This window comes from Dactylosporangium siamense (assembly GCF_016862795.1).
Lineage (GTDB): Bacteria > Actinomycetota > Actinomycetes > Mycobacteriales > Micromonosporaceae > Dactylosporangium > Dactylosporangium siamense.
On sequence record NZ_BONQ01000130.1, the window covers coordinates 41,838 to 59,915 of the forward strand.

Consider the following 18,078-nt stretch of genomic DNA (forward strand, 5'->3'; position numbering starts at 1 on the left):
GCCACGCCGGTCACCGGCGCCGATCAGACGTGGTTGCGCACGTACTTCACGCAGTCGGTGGCGACGTCGTCCCAGGACACGCCGTAGACCTTCGTGGCGGCTTCCTGCAGCGCCTCGCCCTGCCTGGCGGTCAGGTCGAAGAACTCGAGCATCTTCGCCTCGCCGAAGCGTTCCGCCATCCGGTTGACCGCCAGGTACGCCACGCCGTACCGGCCGCTGACGTCGGCGGAGCTGGTGCCCTCCGGCGGGTCGTCCATCGCGATCTCGTTGGCCCAGCGGCCGCTCTGCACGTACTTGCGGACCGAGGTGACGTCGTCGAAGCGGCCGCCGAGGCCCTGGACCCGCACGTATTCGGCGATGCCCTCGACCAGCCACCAGGTCTGGTCGTAGGCGCGGGACACCTTGGCGAGGGTCACCACGTGCGTGAACTCGTGCCGCAGGACGTCCAGGGTCTCCTTGACGTCGACCCGGTTCGCGTTGAGCACGATCTCGGTCGCGTCGGCGGTCAGCGGCAGCGCGAAGCCGGCGACCCAGCTCTCCTGCTTGATGCCGTACCAGGTGGACCACTCCTCGGGTCCGGCCAGGTAGACGACGTACCGCGACGGCGCCGGGCTCCACTTCGAGTAGCGGTCGGCGAGTTCCGCGGCCTTCTCGGCGGCGGTGAGCATCGTGGTCAGGCGGGAGGCGTACTTCGGGGTGGTGGCCATGACGACCCGCTTGCCGACGGCGACCCGCAGTTCGCTGCGTTCCCACGGGCGAGGGCCGAGGTCCTCGGCGACCCCGAACTCCAGCAGTTTCACCGTGCCGCCGGTGACGCTCCACTTCGTCTTCGTCTCGAGGTTCATCGGGTCGCAGGTGGTCACGACGTAGCAGTACTTGACGTAGACGATCACGTCGGCGGTGTTGTCGGTGCCGACCTTGACGGCGTCCAGGACGCTCGGCTCCCACACCTTCACCTGCAGCTGGCGCAGCGAGTTGAACCGTCTGGTGAGGTCCTCGCGCAGCGTGGCCGCGGACGGGTCGACGGCGGCGACGAACCCGTCGGCGTCGCCCTTGAGCAGCGCCGCACCCTGGTCGGCGAGGGCCTGCTTGACCTTGGCGTCGACCGACGGCGGGGTGGATGCCTTCGGGCTGCCGCTCGGGCCGGGTTTGCCGTTGGCCTGGCCGGGGTTGCGGCCGGCCGGGTCGACGCCCTGGGCGGAGCCGCTGGCGGTCCGCTCCCGCCGCACGGCCTCGAACGCGATCGCCGCCGGGGGCGTGACCAGGATCAGGGCGAGCGCGACGAGCAGGGCGGCGCGCAGTCCGGTGATCCTGGAGCGCCGCGGCGGGACGGGCGGCGGGAACTGCGGGTAGCCGAACTGTCCGGGATGGTGCTGCGGCGGATATGGCGGTCCGGGGTACGGCTGCTGCGGCGGCGCGTACATCTGCGGGCCGGACTGGGACGGTACGCCCAGATGCGGGCCGGACGGGAACTGCCCGGTCGGACCGGACCCGGGGAACTGCCCCGTGGGGAACTGGCCGGTCGGACCGGATCCGGGAAACTGGCCGGCGGGGAACTGGCCGGCGGGGAACTGGCCGGTGGGGAACTGGCCGGTCCGCGGCGGCACCGGCGGGAACTGGCCGGTCGGGGTGCGTCCCGGGAACGTTCCGGTCTGGTGCGGCACGACCGGGAACTGGCCCGTCGAGGGCTGCGGTCGCGGCGGCAGCGACGGCGGGCTGTCCGGTGGCACGAACCCCGTCACGGCCGGCTCGCCCGGCATCGGCTGGTTCTCGGCGGACGTCCGGGGCTGGATGACCGGGTGCTGGCCGGTGTTGCCGATCCGCGGCGGGAACGGCCCGACCGGCGGCCACGGCGCCACCGGCTCCGGCGACGTCAACGACCGCGCGGGCAGCGGCGCCGTCGGGATCGGCTCGTGGACGGCGATCGGGTCGGCCACCCGTGGCGGCGCCTGCGGCACCGGCACCGGGATCACCGGCGGTGCGGCGGGCGCCGCGACGGGTTCGGCCTCAGTGGCGGGGCGCTGGCGGGGAAGCGGCGCGCGGGTCGGCGCCACGGGGTCCGGCGCGGCGTCCGGTCCCGTGTGGCGGGTCGCGTCAGACTCATCCCCCTGCATCACTGCCGGAACGTACGCGACGCGGTCAAGGTGGCGCGTCGCCCGTACGGACGAGATGCTGTGTTAGCCCGTAACCTCCCGATGTGTCCGTCTAGCCCCGGGAGGTGACCGCCCGGGCGAGGAAGCCGAGGTTGGCGGGCCGCTCGGCGAGGCGCCGCATCATGTACGCATACCACTGCGTCCCGTACGGCAGGTAGACCCGCACGGTGTACCCGAGCCGGGCGAGCCGGAGCTGTTCGTCGGGGCGCACCCCGTACAACATCTGAAACTCGAACTCGTCGGGGTTGCGGTCGAACCATTTGGCCCGGTCCTCACCGATCGCGACCAGTCGCGGGTCGTGCGTGGCGAGCATCGGGTAGCCGGTGCCGGCCATGAGCACGTTGAGGCAGCGCACGTAGGACTTGTCGACGTCGAGACGGGACTGGTACGCCACCGACTCCGGCTCCTTGTACGCGCCCTTGCACAGGCGGACCCGGGAGCCGCTGACGGCCAGCTCGCGGCAGTCGGCCTCGGTGCGGCGCAGGTAGGACTGCAGCACGGCGCCGGTGGTCGGGAAGTCGGCGCGGAGCCGGGCGAGGACCTCGAGCGTGGAGTCGGTGGTGGTGTGGTCCTCGGCGTCGAGGGTGACGGTGGTGCCGGCCTCGCTCGCCTTGGCACAGATCGCGCGGGCGTGCTCGTAGGCGAGTTTCTCGTCGAAGACCTGGCCGAGTGCGGACAGCTTCAGGCTGACCTCGGCGGCGGGGGTCAGCTCGGCGGCGTGCAGGGCGTCGAGCAGGTGCAGGTATTCGTCTCGGGTCGCCTCGGCCTGCTGGGGGTTGGTGGTGTCCTCCCCCAGGTGGTCGATGGTGACGGCCAGCCCGTCGGCGACGAGTTCGCGGGTGCGTTGTAACGCGTCCTCCGCGTGCTCGCCGGCGATGAACCGGCGCACGATGCTCCGGCTGACCGGGGCGGTTTCAACGATCCGCTCGACCCGATGTGAGCGGGCTGCGGCGAGGATGACCGATCTGAGCATGTGCCGAGCGTAGACAGAACCACTCGCCATCGGTGACGCCTGGTCGCCAGTGTGGCATTTCTTGACTACCTTGGTCGGGTGGACTTCGACGCGTATGCGCGGACCGCTGTCGACATCGTCAACGCGCCGCTCGAAAGCATGCAGGATCTCGCCGCACTGTTCGGCGAGGACAGTTGGCAGACCGCCGAGGCGACGGAGCGCGATCTGATCGCGTTCCGGCGTGCCCGGAAGCGGCTGCGGGAGGTGTTCGAGCACGGTTCCTCCGGCCGGGACATGGCCGCGGTCGCCGAGCTCAACGCGCTGCTGGAGGCCTATCCGATGCAGCCGCGGATCTCCGGTCACGACACCCACGACTGGCACATGCACGTCACCGGTCGCGGGTCCTCGGTCAGCTCGGAGCTCCTGGCGGGCGCGGCGTGGGGCCTGGCGGTGTGGCTGTGCGAGCACGGCAGCTCCAGGTTCGGTGTCTGCGCCGACGAGCGCTGCGGCAACGTCTATCTGGACACGTCGTCCAACTGCTGCCGCCGGTTCTGCTCGGAGCGGTGTGCGACCAGGTCGCACGTCGCGGCGCACCGGGCCCGGAAGCGGGCCGCCGAGACGGGCGCCACCCTCGCACCGGCGCAGGTCGGGGTGGGCGAGGCCGATCGGGCGGTCGTTACCGCGTAAGTGCTGGAAACGGCCACGCACGTGGTCGACTTCGGCATATCTTGCGTGGTGTGGTTCGCTTCGCCGCGCACCCGGCATGCCCGAAATTTCGGACAAGTCGGTTGTGCGGTTCAGGGGCGATGTCGGGTCGTGGCATCTGCGCGCGGCCGTCGGCACCGGGCACCACTCCGGACCGCAACGCCCTACGAAGGAGAAACAGCACCATGGCACAGGGATCCGTGAAGTGGTTCAACGCTGAGAAGGGCTTCGGCTTCATCAGCGTCGACGGCGGCAACGACGTCTTCGTCCACTTCTCCGCCATCGCCGAGGACGGCTACCGCAGCCTCGAGGAGAACCAGCGCGTCGAATTCGAGGTCAAGCAGGGCCCGAAGGGTCCTCAGGCCGAGTCCGTCCGCAAGATCTGACCGTCGACTTCACGGCCCGGCGCGCTCGCGTGCCGGGCTTTCTTCACGTCGCCGGCGCTCGCGGGCCGGCGGGTTTCATCGCTTCACCGGCGCGTTCGCGGGCCGACGGGTTTCGTGTCGTCGCCGGCGCGCTCGCGGGCCGGCGGTCTCAGACCTTCGACGGCGTCGTGAGGTGCTGGCGGGCGAAGCGCAGCGACTCCGCCAGGTCGGCCTCCCGCTCCGCCCTGCTGCTCGCCTTGCGGGTGCCGACCTCCACCGCGACCGACCCGGTGAACCCGCGCCGCCCCAGCGACTCGAGCAGCTCCGCGCACGGCTGGGTGCCCCGGCCGGGGACCAGGTGCTCGTCGCGGCCCTTGCCGGTGCCGTCGCCGAGGTGCACGTGGGCCAGGCCCGAGCCCATCGTGTCGGCTAGGCCGAGCGCGTCGGTCCGCGAGGCCGCGCAGTGGGAGAGGTCGAGGGTGTAGGAGTCGAAGCCGGTGATCGTCGGGTCCCAGCCCGGCGCATACGGCACGAACTCCCGCCCGACCCCGCGCAGCGGGAACATGTTCTCCACCGCGAAGCGGATCCCGGGGAACGCCCTGCCCAGCCGGGCCAGCCCCGTCTCGAACGTCCGCGCGTAGTCCCGCTGCCAGGCGAACGGCGGGTGCACCACGACGACCGGCGCGCCGAGCGTGTCGGCGAGCACCGCGGCCCGGCGCAGCCGCTCCCACGGGTCGGGGCTCCACACCCGCTGGGTCACCATCAGACAGGGTGCGTGCACCGAACGGACCGGCACACCGTAGTGCTTCGACAGCCCGGCGAGCGCGCCCGCGTCCTGGCTCACCGCGTCGGACCAGACCATCACCTCGACGCCGTCGTAGCCGACGGCGGCGGCCATCTCGAACCCGGCCGCGGTCGGCTCGGGGAAGACGGACGAGGTGGACAACAGGACCGGCACTCGAGGACTCACTCCACCAGGCTAGCCCCCGCCGGGTAGCGTCTCCTGTCGATCAACTCGACTCCAACACCTCCAGCCGGCGAAGAATCACCCCTTCGCGCAGCGCCCACGGGCAGATCTCGACCTCGTCGATGCCCAGGCTGCGCATCGTGACCTCGGCCACGACCGCGCCGGCGAGGATCTGATGGGCCCGCCCCGGGCTGACCCCGTCGATCTCCGCGAGGGCCGCCGACGGCATCCGGCGGATGAACGACAGGACCTGGTGCAGCCCCGTCCTCGTCAGCCGCCGCGGCGCGCGTGGTCCCGCGCTCGACGGCGCGGCTCCGGCCAGCCGGGCCAGGGTCCGGAACGTCTTCGAGGTGGCCACCGGCCGGTCCCAGCCGCTGTCCATGAGGCGTTTGGCCGCCTTCGCCACCTCGGCCTCCGCGTATTCGCACAGCGCGTCGACGGACGCCTTGCTCGCCGGGTCGCCGTCGAGCCGCTCCCGGGTCAGCCGCCCCGCGCCGAGCGGCACCGACAGCGCCACGTCGGGCTCCTCGTCGATGCCGGTCGCGAGCTCGAGGGACCCACCGCCGATGTCCATCACCAGCAGCCGCCCGGCCGACCAGCCAAACCAGCGGCGCACCGCCAGGAACGTCATGATCGCCTCGGCCTCGCCGGACAGGACCTGCAGGTCGACGCCGGTCTCGTCGCGGACCCGCCGCAGCACCCGGGCCGAGTTCTTCGCGTCCCGCACCGCCGACGTGGCGAACGCGAGCAGGTCCTCGGTCTCCAGCGCCGCCGCCGCGTCCCGGGCCTCGGCGCACGCGGCGACCAGGCTGTCCGCGCCGGCCCGGCTCAGCTCGCCGTCCTTGCCGATCTTCTCCGCGAGCCGCAGCTCCGCCTTCTGCGAATGCGCCGGCCACGGATGCGCCCCGTGGTGTGCGTCGACCACCAGCAGGTGGACCGTGTTCGAACCCACATCCAGCACACCGAGCCGCATCCCTTCACCGTAATGCCGCGGCCGCACGCGTACCCTTCGTCAGATGGAGATTCACGTCGCGGTCAACAGCATCGGCGACTCCGAGACGCCACGTGACCGCGAGGTCGACCTGGACTTCCCGCGCGAGTTCCTGGAGTTCTCCGACCCCGCCGACGCCGACCACCTCGTCCGCGCCGACCTCACCTGGCTGCTGTCCAACTGGACGTGTGTGTACGGCCAGGGCTGCCACGGCATCATCGAGGGCAAGGCGGAGGAGGGCTGCTGCTCCCACGGCGCGTTCTTCACCGACGACGACGACGAGAAGCGGGTCCGCGCCGCCGCCAAGCGCCTCTCCCCCGAGCACTGGCAGCACTACCGTCGCGGCTTCAAGCAGTACACCGAATGGGACACCATCGACGGGGAGTCCAAGGCCCTGCGCACCGCCACCCGCCCCGGCGCCGGCTGCGTGTTCCAGAACGACACCGACTTCCCCGGCGGCGGCGGCTGCGCCCTGCACGGCCAGGCCCTGCGCGACGGTGTCCACCCTCTCGAGTACAAGCCGGACGTGTGCTGGCAGCTGCCCGTGCGCCGCGACCAGGACTGGCGCAAGCGCCCCGACGGCACCAAGGTCCTCGTGTCCACCCTCGGCGAGTTCGACCGCCGCGGCTGGGGCGAAGGCGGTCACGACCTGCACTGGTGGTGCACGTCCTCCCCCGACGCCCACGTCGGTGCGAAGCGGCTCTACCAGGAGTACGCGCCGGAGCTGATCGCCCTCATCGGCCAGGCCGCCTACACGAAGCTGGCCGAGCTGTGCGCGGAGCGGGCGAAGCAGGGCATGATCGCTCCCCACCCGGCCACGACGGTCGCCCTGACCCTCCTGCCGACCCGCCGCGCCTGACGTCATCCTCATGAGAAGTGGCGGTCAGCTCTCGCCCTCGGGCGGATCGGCCCGGGTCCGGCGCGACCGGGCGAACAGCGAGTAGCCGACCGCCGTCAAGGACAGCCCGATGAGAATGCTGGGCAGCGCTTCGGGCCAGCGGGCGCGGAAGATCGCGGTCCAGGTCGAGCTGGCGGCGAGGAGCACGCCGATCAGCATCATGAGCGTCCCGGCCGGGCCGGAGTTGAAGCTGCGCACCCCCGGAAACGCTACGGGGTCGGTGGTGTCGAGTGTGTGACAACGCGGGAACCCGGCCGTGCAACCGGTCCGCGGTGCAATAGGTTCGTGCGGTGACCGAAGAGATCTTCCCCGGGGTGGAACTGGGTGAGGGCACCGTGGTTGAGCCCGGTGCGCGGATCGGGGTGCCGCCGCGCGGCGCGGCGCCCGGCGAGTTGACGACGATCATCGGGCCTGGCAGCAGGATCCGGTCCGGGACCGTGATCTACGCGGGTGCGCGGATCGGAGCGCGGTTCCAGTCCGGGCACGGGGCGATGATCCGCGAGAACAACGTCATCGGCGACGGGTGTTCGGTGGGCACCAACGCGGTGCTGGAGCCGGGCAACCGGATCGGGGACGGAAGCAGGGTCCACTCGCACTGCTTCCTGGAGAACGTGACGCTGGGGCGCCGGGTGTTCCTCGGGCCCGGGGTGGTCTTCACCGACGACCCGCACCCGCCGTGCCCCCGCTACGACGAGTGCGTCGGCGGCGCCACGGTCGAGGACGACGCCTCGATCGGCGGCAACGCGACGATCCTGCCGGGCGTGCGGATCGGGGCCCGGTCGCTGGTCGGCGCGGGGTCGGTGGTGACCCGGGACGTGGCGCCGGACACCGTCGTCGCGGGCAGCCCGGCGCGGGAGAAGCGCAAGACGTCGGAGCTCGTCTGCGCGCCCGGGCACTTCGCCAAGCCGTACGAGTGGCGCGAAGCACTCGACTCCTGACGGCAGGCGGGCCTCAAGTCGGCGGGCGATCGGCCGAACCTGTAGGCGTGACCCTGCCCGCGATCAACGCTCTGGTCGACGTGGTGCTGATGGACGGCGAGGCCTATCAGTCCCGCGTCGAGGACATGACCGGCAAGCGGCTGACCGTCGCCGCGCCGTTCGGTGTCAACAGCGCCGACATGCCCAAGCTCGGCACGTCCGTCGAGCTTGCCTGGGTCGCGGGCGACCGGCGGCAGGCGGTGGACGTGCGGCTGGTCGAGCTGAGCCGGGAGCAGCCGCCGCGCTGGTCCCTCGAAGCGGTCGGGTCGGTGCGGCTGCAGACCCGCCGCAACTACGTGCGCGGCGGGGGCGGCGAAGGCGTCGAGGTCACCAAGGACGGCACCGCGTTCCGCGGCCGGGTCATCGACCTGTCCGAGGGCGGGGTCCGCTGCCGGATGCACGAGGACCGCTTCGACCGCGACGACCGGGTCGACCTGCGGATCGCGCTCGACGAGGAGACGATCGCGATCCGCGGCACGGTGCTGTTCGTCCGCCGCGACCCGGAGAACGCCTCGTTCGACGTCATCATCACGTACGAGACGACCGAGGGCATGGGCCGCGCCATCCGCGGCTACGTCCTGCGCCGCGAGATGGAAGAGCGCCGCAGAGCCCGGGAGTCCGTGGCCAACGCAGGGTAAAGCCTGAGTGCGGCACACAGGCCCCCGCGCGGGACGCGCCGCCTGCGGTGGGGCGGCTGGTGACAGTGGCGCTCTACGGCTCGAACTTGTAGCCCAGGCCGCGGACGGTGACGATGAAGCGCGGTGCTGACGGCTCCGGCTCGATCTTCGAGCGCAGCCGCTTGACGTGCACGTCGAGGGTCTTGGTGTCCCCGACGTAGTCGGCGCCCCAGACGCGGTCGATCAGCTGGCCGCGGGTGAGGACCCGGCCGGCGTTGCGCAGGAGCAGCTCGAGCAGCTCGAACTCCTTCAGCGGCAGCTGGACGGCGTCGCCGGCGACGGTGACCACGTGCCGGTCGACGTCCATGCGGACCGGGCCGGCGGACAGGGTCGGCGGGGCCAGCTCACCGACCGCGTCGACCTGCCGGCGAAGCACCGCGCGGATGCGGGCGACCAGCTCGCGGGGTGAATACGGCTTGGTGACGTAGTCGTCGGCGCCGATCTCCAGGCCGACGACCTTGTCGATCTCGCTGTCCCGGGCCGTGATCATGATGATCGGCACGTTGGACTTGGTCCGCATCTGGCGGCAGACCTCGGTGCCCGACATCTCCGGCAGCATCAGGTCGAGCAGGACGATGTCCGCTCCGGTCCGGTCGAACTCCGTGAGGGCCTCCGTGCCGGTGGCCGCGATGGAGACTTCGAAGCCCTCCCGGCGGAGCATGTATGACAACGGGTCGGAGATGGACTCTTCGTCCTCGACCACGAGTACGCGCGCCAACGTGCTGTCCTTTCGTAGCTGCCGGGGAGCCGCACTGCGCTGCGAACCGCGGGTCTGATGTTGCGATTGGGTCACAATCATGGGGTGCCTCCGATCTCAACGGACGGCGGTAGCGCCATGGCGGCCTCCGCTGGACGTGCGGGCAGCCGCAAGGTGAACGTCGAGCCAACTCCGACACTGCTGACCACGTCGACCCGGCCGCCGTGATTGGTGGCGATGTGCTTGACGATGGCCAGGCCAAGGCCGGTGCCGCCGGTCGCCCGGGACCGCGCCCGGTCGGCCCGGTAGAACCGTTCGAAGATCCGGTCGATGTCACGGGGCTCGATGCCGATGCCCTGATCGGCGACGGCGATCTCGATGTAGCCGGCCTCGTGGCCGGTCTCGTCCCCGGCCGAGACGCTGGTCGTGATGCTGACCGTGGTCGACTCGGGCGAGTAGGCGATCGCATTCTCCACGAGGTTGACCACGGCCGTGACGAGCTGGTTCTCGTTGCCGTAGACGACCAGCCCGTGCGGGCCGTGCGACACGACGTCGATGTGCTTGGCCGAGCCGGGCGTCTTCGTGCGGTCGAGCACCTCGACGACGATCTTGTCGACGTCGACCGGCTCCGGCTCGGGCAGCGGCTCGGCGCCCTGCAGGCGGGACAGCTCCAGCAGCTCCGAGACGAGCCGGCCGAGGCGGGCGGACTCGTGCTTGATCCGCTCGGCGAAGCGGATCGCCGCGGCGGGGTCCTTGTCGGTCGCGTCCAGCAGCGCCTCGGCGAGCAGCTGCAGCGCGCCGACCGGGGTCTTGAGCTCGTGGCTGACGTTGGCGACGAAGTCGCGGCGGACCCGGGCGACCCGGTGCGCCTCGGTGACGTCGGTGGCCTCGATCGCGACCCGGCCGCCGTCGAGGGAGACGGCCCGCACGTTGACGCCGAGCGGGTCGCCGTGGGTGAGGCGCGGCAGGTCGAGCTCGACCACCCGGGTCACCCCACCGCGCCGGACCTGGCCGGCGAGGGTGCGCACGATGGTGTGCGCCTCCTCCTCGGCGCCCTGGCGCTGCCGGATGAGGCCCATCTCGCGTGCCGCCGCGTTGGCCAGCACGGGCCGGTCGGTGTCGTCGAGGACGACGACCCCGACGAGCAGCGCGTCGAGGATCTCGGTCATCGCCGCCCCCGCTGCCGCGCCGTCGGCCTTCGACTGCCGGAACTTCCAATCCACGGTCTGATCGTAGGAGGTCGCTTACCCGACGGACGGTGGTCCAGGGCACGAAACGGGCTCACATCATCCAGTGTTCACCCTGAGGCGGGATGAAGTTCACCGGGTGCGCCGATGAGGGACCTACCGTGAGGGACACCACGATAGGAGAACTATGCGCGACGAATACCGTGCCGACCTGCTGCAGGTCAACCGTCTGCTGGTATCGATGGCTGACGCTGTGCGCAGTGCGATGATCCGGTCCACCAAGGCCCTGCTCACCGCCGACCAGACCGAGGCCGAGGAGGTCGTGGCCCGCGACGCGGAGGTCAACGCCCTCTACCGGCTCGTCGAGGACAAGGTCTACGACCTGTGCGCGCGCCAGGCGCCGGTGGCCTCCGACCTGCGGGTGGTGCTGACCGCCCTGCACCTCGCGACGGATCTCGAGCGCATGGGCGACCTCGCCGACCACGTCGCGAAGACGGCGCTGCGCCGGCTGCCCGAGGTGGCCGTCCCGGCGCTGCTGACCGAGACGTTCGAGCAGATGGGCCTGGTCGCCGACCGGATCGCGGGCAAGATCTCGCGCGCGATCTCCAACCTCGACGTGGTCGCCGCCGGGCAGCTGGACCGCGACGACGACGAGATGGACCGGCTGCACACCAGCCTGTTCGAGACCATGTTCGGGCCGAAGTGGACCGAGAGCACCCAGGCGGCGGTCGACACGGCGCTGCTCGGCCGCTTCTACGAGCGCTACGCCGACCACGCCGTCAACGCCGGCCGGCACGTGGTGTTCCTCGTCACGGGTGAGGCGTTCGACACCGCCCAGGCGTAAGCAGCGCGACGAAAGAGGGGGCCGCTATCGCGGCCCCCTCTTTCGTCGAACCGAATTGTTGTTACCGGCCCTGGTTGGCGACCGCGGCCGCGGCCTCCTTGGCCGCCTCCGGGTCCAGGTAGGTGCCGCCGGCCGTGACCGGCCGCAGCGCCGCGTCCAGGTCGTAGCGCAGCGGGATGCCGGTGGGGATGTTGAGCTTGGCGATGGCCTCGTCGGAGATGCCGTCGAGGTGCTTCACCAGGGCGCGCAGCGAGTTGCCGTGCGCCGCGACCAGCACCGTCGTGCCGGCCAGCAGCTGGGGCACGATCTGGTCGTACCAGTAGGGCAGCATGCGCTGCACGACGTCCTTCAGGCACTCCGTGCTGGGACGGATGTCCGGCGGCAGGTTCGCGTAGCGCGGGTCTGCGGCCTGCGACCACTCGTCGTCGTCGGCGATCGGCGGCGGCGGCACGTCGTAGGAGCGGCGCCAGAGCATGAACTGCTCCTCGCCGAACTCCTCGAGGGTCTGCTTCTTGTTCTTGCCCTGCAGGGCACCGTAGTGCCGCTCGTTGAGCCGCCAGCTGCGCTGGACCGGGATCCAGTGCCGGTCGGCGGCGTGCAGGGCGATCTCGCTGGTGCGGATGGCACGGCGCAGCACTGACGTGTGCACCACATCCGGCAGCAGACCGGACTCACGGAGCAGCTCGCCGCCCCGACGGGCCTCGGCCTCTCCTTGGGCGCTGAGGTCCACGTCGACCCAGCCGGTGAACAGGTTCTTGGCGTTCCACTCGCTCTCACCGTGCCGCAAGAGCACCAGTGTCCCGACTTCACTCATGCCGCCATCTTCCCGCACCGAATCACTTCGACAGCACCGGACCTCCGATGTAAGGATGCGAGCGTGCGACACCGCTTACCATCCCAGTTCTGGATCGTCTGGACCGCCACGCTGATCAACCGGGCCGGCGGGTTCGTCGGGATCTTCCTGACGATCTACCTGACCACCGAGCGGGGGTTCAGCGAGTCGGCGGCCGGGCTGGTCCTCGGGCTCTACGGGCTCGGCGGCGCGATCGGCGTCATGGCCGCGGGCCACCTGACCGACCGGTGGGGGCGGCGGCCGACGGTGCTGATCGCGATGGGTTCGGCGGCGGTACTGATGGTGGGGCTGGGATTCGCGCACAGCGGCCCGGCGATCATGGCCGGTGCCCTCGCACTGGGGATGGCCGCGGAGGGCGCCCGCCCGCCGCTCGGCGCGATGATCGCCGACCTGGTGCCGGCACAGGACCGCGGCCGGGCCTTCTCCGTGTACTTCTGGGCGATCAACCTCGGTTTCGCCACCGCGGCGATCCTGGCCGGCTTCGCCGCCGGCAGCGGCTACCTGACGCTGTTCCTCGCCGACGCCGCGACGACGGCCGCCGCGGCGATCCTCATCGCGGTGAAGATCCGCGAGACCCGACCGGCGCCGGCGCCGAAGACCCAGGAGCGCTCCGGGCTGGCGGCGCTCGGCCGGGACCGGGTCTTCCTCGGCTTCGTCGCCTGCAACCTGCTGGTCGCGCTGGTCCTGCTGCAGCACATGTCGATGCTGCCCCTCGCCATGATCGACGACGACCTGAGCCCGAAGACGTTCGGCGTCGTGATCGCGCTCAACGGGGTGCTCATCGTGCTCGGCCAGCCCCTCGTCACCCGGCTGCTGGCCACCCGCCGCGAGGCCCTGGTCGCGCCGGTGGCCGCGGTGGTCATCGGCGCCGGCTTCGGGCTGACCGCGCTGGCGCACGTCCCGGTCTGGTACGGCGCCACCGTGCTGATCTGGACCGTCGGCGAGATGCTCAACGCGCCGTCCAACGCGGCGCTGCTGGCCGGGCTGTCCCCGGCCGACATGCGGGGGCGCTACCAGGGCGCGTACGGGCTGTCGTGGCAGGCGGCGTCCTTCCTGGCGCCGACGCTGGGCGGCGCGGTGCGCGACCTCGCCGGCAACACCGCGCTGTGGCTGGGCTGCCTCGGGCTGGCCCTCGCCGCGGCCGCGTGGAGCCTGCTCGCCGCGCCCGCCCGGGAGCGCCGGGTGGCCGCCGTGACCACCGCCGCGCAGGCCCGGGAAGACCTGGTTACGATCTAACTGTTAAGAACATTTACCGATCCTGGAGCAACGCTTGCGCACCTGGTACCGCTCCACGATCGGCGGCCTGCCGAAGATGTACTGGTTCCTCTGGACCGGCATGCTGATCAACCGCGTCGGCGGGTTCGTGGCGCTGGTGCTGTCGCTGTACCTGACCTCCGACCGCGGTCTGAAGCCCAGCGCGGCGGGGCTCGTCGTGGGCCTCTACGGCATCGGCGGCATCGCCGGCGTCCTGCTCGGCGGCGTGCTCGCGGACCGGTGGGGCCGCCGGCCGACCCTGCTGCTCGCGCACTTCGGCGCGGTGGTGTTCCTCGCCGGCCTGGCCATGACCACGCACATCCCCACGATCGCGGCCCTCGCCGCGCTCCTCGGGCTCATGCACGCCATGCCCGGCCCGGCGTTCGTCGCCGCGATCGTCGACGTGGTGCCGGACCGGGACCGCAGCCGGGCGTTCAACCTGCAGTTCTGGGCGTTCAACCTGGGCATGGCCGCGGCGTCGCTCATCGCCGGGCTGCTCGCCGAGGTCAGCTTCGCGCTGCTGTTCGCCGTCGACGCGGCCGGCACCCTGGTCACCGCGGTGCTGCTGCTGTGGAAGGTGCGCGAGACGAAGCCGGTGGCACAGCGGGAGGCGGAGGAGCCGCGGGGCGGGCTGCACACGGCGCTGACCGACCGCGCGTTCCTGTCGTTCGTCGGGCTGAGCCTGCTCCTCGCGGTCGTCACCCTGCAGAGCTCGACGATCCTGCCCCTGGCCATCACCGCCGACGGGCTGCGCCCGACCGTGTACGGCTCGGTCGTCGCGTACGCCGGGCTGCTCATCGTCGCCGGGCAGCTGTTCGTGCCGAAACTCATCGACCGGTGGCGCAAGGGCACCACCCTCGCGGTCGCCAACGTGTTCCTCGGGCTCGGGGTCGCCTGCGTGGCGCTCGCCGCCGACGTGCCGGGCTACCTGCTCGCCGCGACCGTGTGGACGGTCGGTTCGATGCTCGCCGCGCCGCCGAACGCGGCCGTCATCGCGGAACTGTCGCCGGAGGCGTTGCGCGGGCGGTACCAGAGCGTCTTCTACCTGATCTTCCCGGCGGCGAGCTTCATCGCGCCCGCGGCCGGCGGGGCGAGCCTGGAGTTCCTCGGCGACTGGCACTGGGTGATCTGCGGCGGGCTCGGCGCCGTCGCGGCGGTCGGGCACCTGCTGATCCAGCCGGCCCGGGAGCGCCGGGTCCACGCGGCAGCCGCCGCACGACGGGAGAGGTTAGAAGTCCCCGTGGCGGGGTAGACGCCGCCTTTCAACGTGACAGGGGGCGAAGTGGACGGTCTGTCGGCGAGGCTGGAGGCGCCGGAACCCGGCACGGTCGTCATCCGGCTCGACGGGGAGCTCGACCTCGCCACCCGCGACCACCTCTCCGAAGCGGTGTGGGCGGTGCTGCCGATCTTCCGGCCGGAGGTGCTCATCGTGGACCTGGCCGGCGTGTCGGTGCTCGACTCGGCCGGCATCGGCGCGCTGGTCGGCTGCTGGAAGCTGGCCCAGGACCACAGCTGCGCGCTGAGCCTGCGCAACCCGCGCCCCCTGGCCTACGCACAGCTCCGGCTGACCGGCCTGCTGGACGTGTTCGCGCTCGCGGAAACCGCCTAGCTCACGGAAACCCGGCTAGCTCACGGAAACTGCCTCGCTCACGGAAACTGCCTCGCTCGCGGAAACGGCCTACAGCGTGCCGTCGTACTTGGCGGCGCCGCTGACGGTCGCGTCGGCGCGCAGGCGGCCCTTCGCCGCGCCGTCGCTGTAGAGGGCGAACCGCAGGAAGTCCAGCATCGTCCGGGACACCGCCTGGTTCGCGGGCGCGGAGCCGAACAGCCCGCCGCCGTGGTCGCCGCCGAGCAGGGTCAGGAACGCCTTCGGCCAGGTGCAGCCGTCGTACAGGGAGCGCCCGCTGCTGTAGGGCACGGTGCCGTCGGCGTCGCCGTGGATGAACAGCACCGGGGTGGCCGCGCCGCTGAACTTTCCGCCCATGCCACCGCCGGACACGATGATGCCGCCCTTGAGGCGGCTGTCGCGGCCCGAGCCGGACAGCAGGCCCGCGGTCGTGTAGCCGCCCGCCGAGTGGCCGCCGGCGGCGACCCGGCTGGTCTCGATGTGCCCGGCGAGCGGCGCGCCGGCCTTCGTGTCGAGCTTCAGCACCTCGGTGATCACGGCCGAGGCGTCGGCGGGCTGGTTGCCCATGTCGTTCTGGTTGAACGGGTTCGCCTTGTCGTTGGTGTACGGGTACGCCGGCGCCGCCACGACGAACCCGGCCGCCGCGATCTTCGCGCTGACGCCCTGGTATCCCTCCGGCGAGCCGTGCAGCCCGTGGCTCCACAGCACGAGGGGGAACCGGCCGCCGGCGACGGCCGCGCCGCTCTTCGGCGAGCCGCCGGACGAACCCGTCGCCGGGTAGAAGACCAGGGTGCGCAGCGTCCGGCCGGCCCGGGTGAACGTGAACGAGCTGACGCCGACGGCGAACGTCTGCGTGGGCGCCTTGACCGCGGGTGGCGCGGCGCTCCTGGACGCCGACGCCGAGGGTGTCGCTCCGGCGGCGGCGAGCGCGGCCTGCGCCGGGTCGCCGTCGGCGGTGCCGGCCGGGTCGCCGGATGCCTGCTCGGTCGCCGCGACATCGGACCGCTGGTCCGCCTTGTCGGTCTTCGCGCCACAGCCCGTCAACGCGACGACGAGTAGGAGACCGGCGACAGCGCCCCGCATCCGCATGCGAGGAAACTACGGCTTTACGACCTCATGCGTCTTTACGCGCGACTTAAGTTTGGGGCCTCGTGCCGGCGGCAGCGGGTGGCGTGCACCCCCAGTCCACGACCACCCGCTCTGCTGCGGTCTTTCGACCGCGCGGTGCCGCCGGTTGCAGTGGTCGCCCCGCCCGGACAGACCACCGCGAGTGGGCCGCGAACGGCCCAGAAACACCCCCGTCGCTCCCCAACTTCAGGAATCGCCGGATCCGTCATTGACGGTACGCGGCGAGGAAATGCAGCGACAAGTAACGGGACTGTCGGCTCCCTCACACAACTGAAATAATTGAAATCAATCGAAATGTTGAAAGCTCGGCCACAGGTCGGACCACGTGCCGGTCAACCCCCGGCAGACGAAGACGCGAGCTGTTTGCTCTTCGTTCTCGACGCCGTAACCGTTGTCGAGATCGGCTTTGTGCTCGCACGATCCGAACGCCGTGGAACGGGCCGGATCGCCCTGCGTCACGAGCACGACGACGGTCGCGGACCGCGGCGGCGGGCCGAGCCACCACAGCTCGTTCTGTCCACTGTAGACAGGCGGTAGGCCCAGCTTCGGGCCGTACCGGTCCAGGGCGCCGGCCTCGCCGTAGTTGCCGGTGAGCAGGATCGTGTGCGGCTTGTCCGCCGCCGGAAGGGCCTCATAGACGGCGGCGACCTGCTGGACGTATCGCGGCCAACCGATCTGGTCCGAGATGCCCTGGTTGATCGCGGGAATCGGGGTCCTGCCCACGACGTCCACCGGCAGGACGGGCAGCGAGGTCAGGATCGCGAACCCCGCGTTCACGGCCGCGCCGGCGACCAGGATCCAGCGGCGGGTGACGCGCCGCTCGACGGGCACCGCGCCGATCGCGAAGAGCGCGGCCAGCAGGCCCACCGTGTAGTACGGCTGGCCGGCGATGACGAACAACAGGACCAGCATCAGCGGATACGCCAGGCCGAGCGCGCGGACCGGCCGCAGCGCCGGGTTCCGCAACAGGGTGACGATCCCCGCGATCCACACCGGCACAAAGAACGGGCCCAGCCACGCCAGCTGCAGCGGGATCATCGTGATCCGGGCGTCGTCGCCCTTGTTCTCGGCGAGCGCGGCGGCCATGTCGAGCTGCGGGAAGTCGTTGGTGATCTGGTACAGGAGGTTCGGCAGCCCGACGACGACCGCGATGCCGAGCCCGGCCCACAGCCACGGCGACAGCAGGACCTTGCGCGGCCCGAGGATCAGCACCCCGACCGCGAACGTCAGCAGCAACAGGATGACGAGGTGTTTGTTGTACAGCGCGAGCCCGACCACGAGGCCCGCCAGCAGCCAGGACCGTGGCCGCTCCCGCAACAAGGCCCGCATGACGAGCAGGACGACGAGCAGCCAGACCACGAAATCGGGCCCGGTGGTCAGCGCCAGGTGCGTGGAGACCAGGGCGAACGTGGTGATCGCACCGGTGGCGGCGAGGGTCTGGGCGACGGCGCCGCCACCGGCCTCCCGGGCGATGAGGGCGAGCAGGAAGACGGCGGCCACCAGGAACAGCACGCCGGGCACCCGGATCGCCCACATCGAGTCGCCGAACACCTCGACGCACGCGCGGGTCAGCAACGGCGTGAACGGCGGCTGGTCGACGTAGCCCCACTTGGGGTGCGCGCCGATCATCCGGAAGTACAGCTCGTCGCGGTGGTAGTCGTAGCGGTTGATGGTCAGCAGGAGCGCGACGGCGGCCGTGGCCGCCACCGCACCGACAGGCTTCCACGCGAGCTTCTGGACGCCGGGCGCTTCGACGCCGGCCTCTTGGATGCTGGGCGATCCATCGATCACCCGCACAGGGTA

General features: G+C 71.4%; 19 protein-coding genes. 9 read left to right on the top strand and 10 right to left on the bottom strand.

Going from position 1 to position 18,078, the window contains the following annotated elements:
* Positions 1-23: 23 nt before the first annotated feature.
* Entirely contained in the window at positions 24-2,117 is a 2,094-nt protein-coding gene (locus Dsi01nite_RS42405) for a basic secretory family protein (RefSeq protein ID WP_239136582.1), read from the bottom strand.
* Between the two features lie 88 nt (positions 2,118-2,205).
* Positions 2,206-3,126, bottom strand: coding sequence for a proline dehydrogenase family protein (locus Dsi01nite_RS42410; protein ID WP_203852080.1), 921 nt, complete (start codon positions 3,124-3,126; stop codon positions 2,206-2,208).
* A 78-nt stretch (positions 3,127-3,204) separates the two neighbouring features.
* On the opposite strand from Dsi01nite_RS42410, the gene Dsi01nite_RS42415 reads away from it, so the two are divergent.
* The gene (locus Dsi01nite_RS42415; RefSeq protein ID WP_203852081.1) at positions 3,205-3,792 is read left to right on the top strand and encodes a CGNR zinc finger domain-containing protein; all 588 of its coding nucleotides are present in this window, start codon (positions 3,205-3,207) and stop codon (positions 3,790-3,792) included.
* Positions 3,793-3,995: 203 nt separating this feature from the next.
* The gene (locus Dsi01nite_RS42420) at positions 3,996-4,196 is read left to right on the top strand and encodes a cold-shock protein (protein WP_203852082.1); all 201 of its coding nucleotides are present in this window, start codon (positions 3,996-3,998) and stop codon (positions 4,194-4,196) included.
* A 148-nt stretch (positions 4,197-4,344) separates the two neighbouring features.
* On the opposite strand, the gene Dsi01nite_RS42425 is transcribed toward Dsi01nite_RS42420, so the two are convergent.
* Positions 4,345-5,145 (bottom strand): sugar phosphate isomerase/epimerase family protein, encoded by an 801-nt coding sequence (locus tag Dsi01nite_RS42425; protein ID WP_203852083.1) that lies wholly within the window; start codon positions 5,143-5,145, stop codon positions 4,345-4,347.
* 40 nt (positions 5,146-5,185) lie between these two features.
* Entirely contained in the window at positions 5,186-6,115 is a 930-nt protein-coding gene (locus Dsi01nite_RS42430; RefSeq protein WP_203852084.1) for a Ppx/GppA phosphatase family protein, read from the bottom strand.
* A gap of 43 nt (positions 6,116-6,158) precedes the next feature.
* On the opposite strand from Dsi01nite_RS42430, the gene Dsi01nite_RS42435 reads away from it, so the two are divergent.
* A complete protein-coding gene (locus tag Dsi01nite_RS42435; RefSeq protein ID WP_203852085.1) occupies positions 6,159-6,992 on the top strand; it encodes a DUF3109 family protein in 834 nt (277 codons plus the stop codon).
* A 24-nt stretch (positions 6,993-7,016) separates the two neighbouring features.
* Here the strand turns inward: Dsi01nite_RS42435 and Dsi01nite_RS42440 are convergent, their stop codons facing one another.
* Positions 7,017-7,229, bottom strand: coding sequence for a hypothetical protein (locus tag Dsi01nite_RS42440; RefSeq protein ID WP_203852086.1), 213 nt, complete (start codon positions 7,227-7,229; stop codon positions 7,017-7,019).
* A gap of 92 nt (positions 7,230-7,321) precedes the next feature.
* Between Dsi01nite_RS42440 and Dsi01nite_RS42445 the strand changes: the two genes are divergently transcribed.
* Together Dsi01nite_RS42445 and Dsi01nite_RS42450 are read left to right on the top strand one after the other, a co-directional pair.
* On the top strand, positions 7,322-7,969 hold the full coding sequence (locus Dsi01nite_RS42445; protein ID WP_203852087.1) for an acyltransferase: 648 nt from the start codon (positions 7,322-7,324) through the stop codon (positions 7,967-7,969).
* Positions 7,970-8,016: 47 nt separating this feature from the next.
* Positions 8,017-8,646, top strand: coding sequence for a PilZ domain-containing protein (locus tag Dsi01nite_RS42450; protein WP_203852088.1), 630 nt, complete (start codon positions 8,017-8,019; stop codon positions 8,644-8,646).
* A gap of 73 nt (positions 8,647-8,719) precedes the next feature.
* On the opposite strand, the gene Dsi01nite_RS42455 is transcribed toward Dsi01nite_RS42450, so the two are convergent.
* Together Dsi01nite_RS42455 and Dsi01nite_RS42460 are read right to left on the bottom strand one after the other, a co-directional pair.
* On the bottom strand, positions 8,720-9,403 hold the full coding sequence (locus Dsi01nite_RS42455) for a response regulator (protein WP_203852089.1): 684 nt from the start codon (positions 9,401-9,403) through the stop codon (positions 8,720-8,722).
* 77 nt (positions 9,404-9,480) lie between these two features.
* Positions 9,481-10,551 carry a sensor histidine kinase gene (locus Dsi01nite_RS42460; protein ID WP_203852147.1) on the bottom strand — a complete coding sequence of 357 codons (1,071 nt, stop codon included), beginning with the start codon at positions 10,549-10,551 and terminating at the stop codon, positions 9,481-9,483.
* Between the two features lie 205 nt (positions 10,552-10,756).
* Between Dsi01nite_RS42460 and phoU the strand changes: the two genes are divergently transcribed.
* Positions 10,757-11,413, top strand: a complete 657-nt coding sequence (gene phoU / locus Dsi01nite_RS42465; protein ID WP_203852090.1) for a phosphate signaling complex protein PhoU — start codon at positions 10,757-10,759, stop codon at positions 11,411-11,413.
* Between the two features lie 61 nt (positions 11,414-11,474).
* Here the strand turns inward: phoU and Dsi01nite_RS42470 are convergent, their stop codons facing one another.
* On the bottom strand, positions 11,475-12,227 hold the full coding sequence (locus Dsi01nite_RS42470) for a phosphoglyceromutase (RefSeq protein WP_203852091.1): 753 nt from the start codon (positions 12,225-12,227) through the stop codon (positions 11,475-11,477).
* A gap of 63 nt (positions 12,228-12,290) precedes the next feature.
* Between Dsi01nite_RS42470 and Dsi01nite_RS42475 the strand changes: the two genes are divergently transcribed.
* From Dsi01nite_RS42475 to Dsi01nite_RS42485, 3 genes are read left to right on the top strand one after another with little or no spacing between them, the layout of a single operon-like run.
* The gene (locus Dsi01nite_RS42475) at positions 12,291-13,502 is read left to right on the top strand and encodes an MFS transporter (protein ID WP_203852092.1); all 1,212 of its coding nucleotides are present in this window, start codon (positions 12,291-12,293) and stop codon (positions 13,500-13,502) included.
* 34 nt (positions 13,503-13,536) lie between these two features.
* On the top strand, positions 13,537-14,772 hold the full coding sequence (locus tag Dsi01nite_RS42480; protein ID WP_239136583.1) for an MDR family MFS transporter: 1,236 nt from the start codon (positions 13,537-13,539) through the stop codon (positions 14,770-14,772).
* Positions 14,773-14,802: 30 nt separating this feature from the next.
* Entirely contained in the window at positions 14,803-15,129 is a 327-nt protein-coding gene (locus Dsi01nite_RS42485) for an STAS domain-containing protein (RefSeq protein ID WP_203852093.1), read from the top strand.
* Between the two features lie 69 nt (positions 15,130-15,198).
* On the opposite strand, the gene Dsi01nite_RS42490 is transcribed toward Dsi01nite_RS42485, so the two are convergent.
* Positions 15,199-16,236 (bottom strand): alpha/beta hydrolase family protein, encoded by a 1,038-nt coding sequence (locus tag Dsi01nite_RS42490; RefSeq protein WP_203852094.1) that lies wholly within the window; start codon positions 16,234-16,236, stop codon positions 15,199-15,201.
* Positions 16,237-16,560: 324 nt separating this feature from the next.
* Complete coding sequence (locus Dsi01nite_RS42495; protein ID WP_239136584.1) at positions 16,561-18,066, bottom strand: glycosyltransferase family 39 protein; 1,506 nt, start codon at positions 18,064-18,066, stop codon at positions 16,561-16,563.
* Between the last annotated feature and the right edge of the window lie 12 nt (positions 18,067-18,078).

Excerpts from the sequence above, each read along its gene's own strand:
- Dsi01nite_RS42410 (WP_203852080.1), bottom strand. The coding sequence starts at position 3,126 with ATGCTCAGATCGGTCATCCTCGCCGCAGCCCGCTCACATCGGGTCGAG.
- Dsi01nite_RS42420 (WP_203852082.1), top strand. The coding sequence starts at position 3,996 with ATGGCACAGGGATCCGTGAAGTGGTTCAACGCTGAGAAGGGCTTCGGC.
- Dsi01nite_RS42430 (WP_203852084.1), bottom strand. The coding sequence starts at position 6,115 with ATGCGGCTCGGTGTGCTGGATGTGGGTTCGAACACGGTCCACCTGCTG.
- Dsi01nite_RS42435 (WP_203852085.1), top strand. The coding sequence starts at position 6,159 with ATGGAGATTCACGTCGCGGTCAACAGCATCGGCGACTCCGAGACGCCA.
- Dsi01nite_RS42460 (WP_203852147.1), bottom strand. The coding sequence starts at position 10,551 with ATGACCGAGATCCTCGACGCGCTGCTCGTCGGGGTCGTCGTCCTCGAC.
- phoU (WP_203852090.1), top strand. The coding sequence starts at position 10,757 with ATGCGCGACGAATACCGTGCCGACCTGCTGCAGGTCAACCGTCTGCTG.
- Dsi01nite_RS42470 (WP_203852091.1), bottom strand. The coding sequence starts at position 12,227 with ATGAGTGAAGTCGGGACACTGGTGCTCTTGCGGCACGGTGAGAGCGAG.
- Dsi01nite_RS42490 (WP_203852094.1), bottom strand. The coding sequence starts at position 16,236 with ATGCGGATGCGGGGCGCTGTCGCCGGTCTCCTACTCGTCGTCGCGTTG.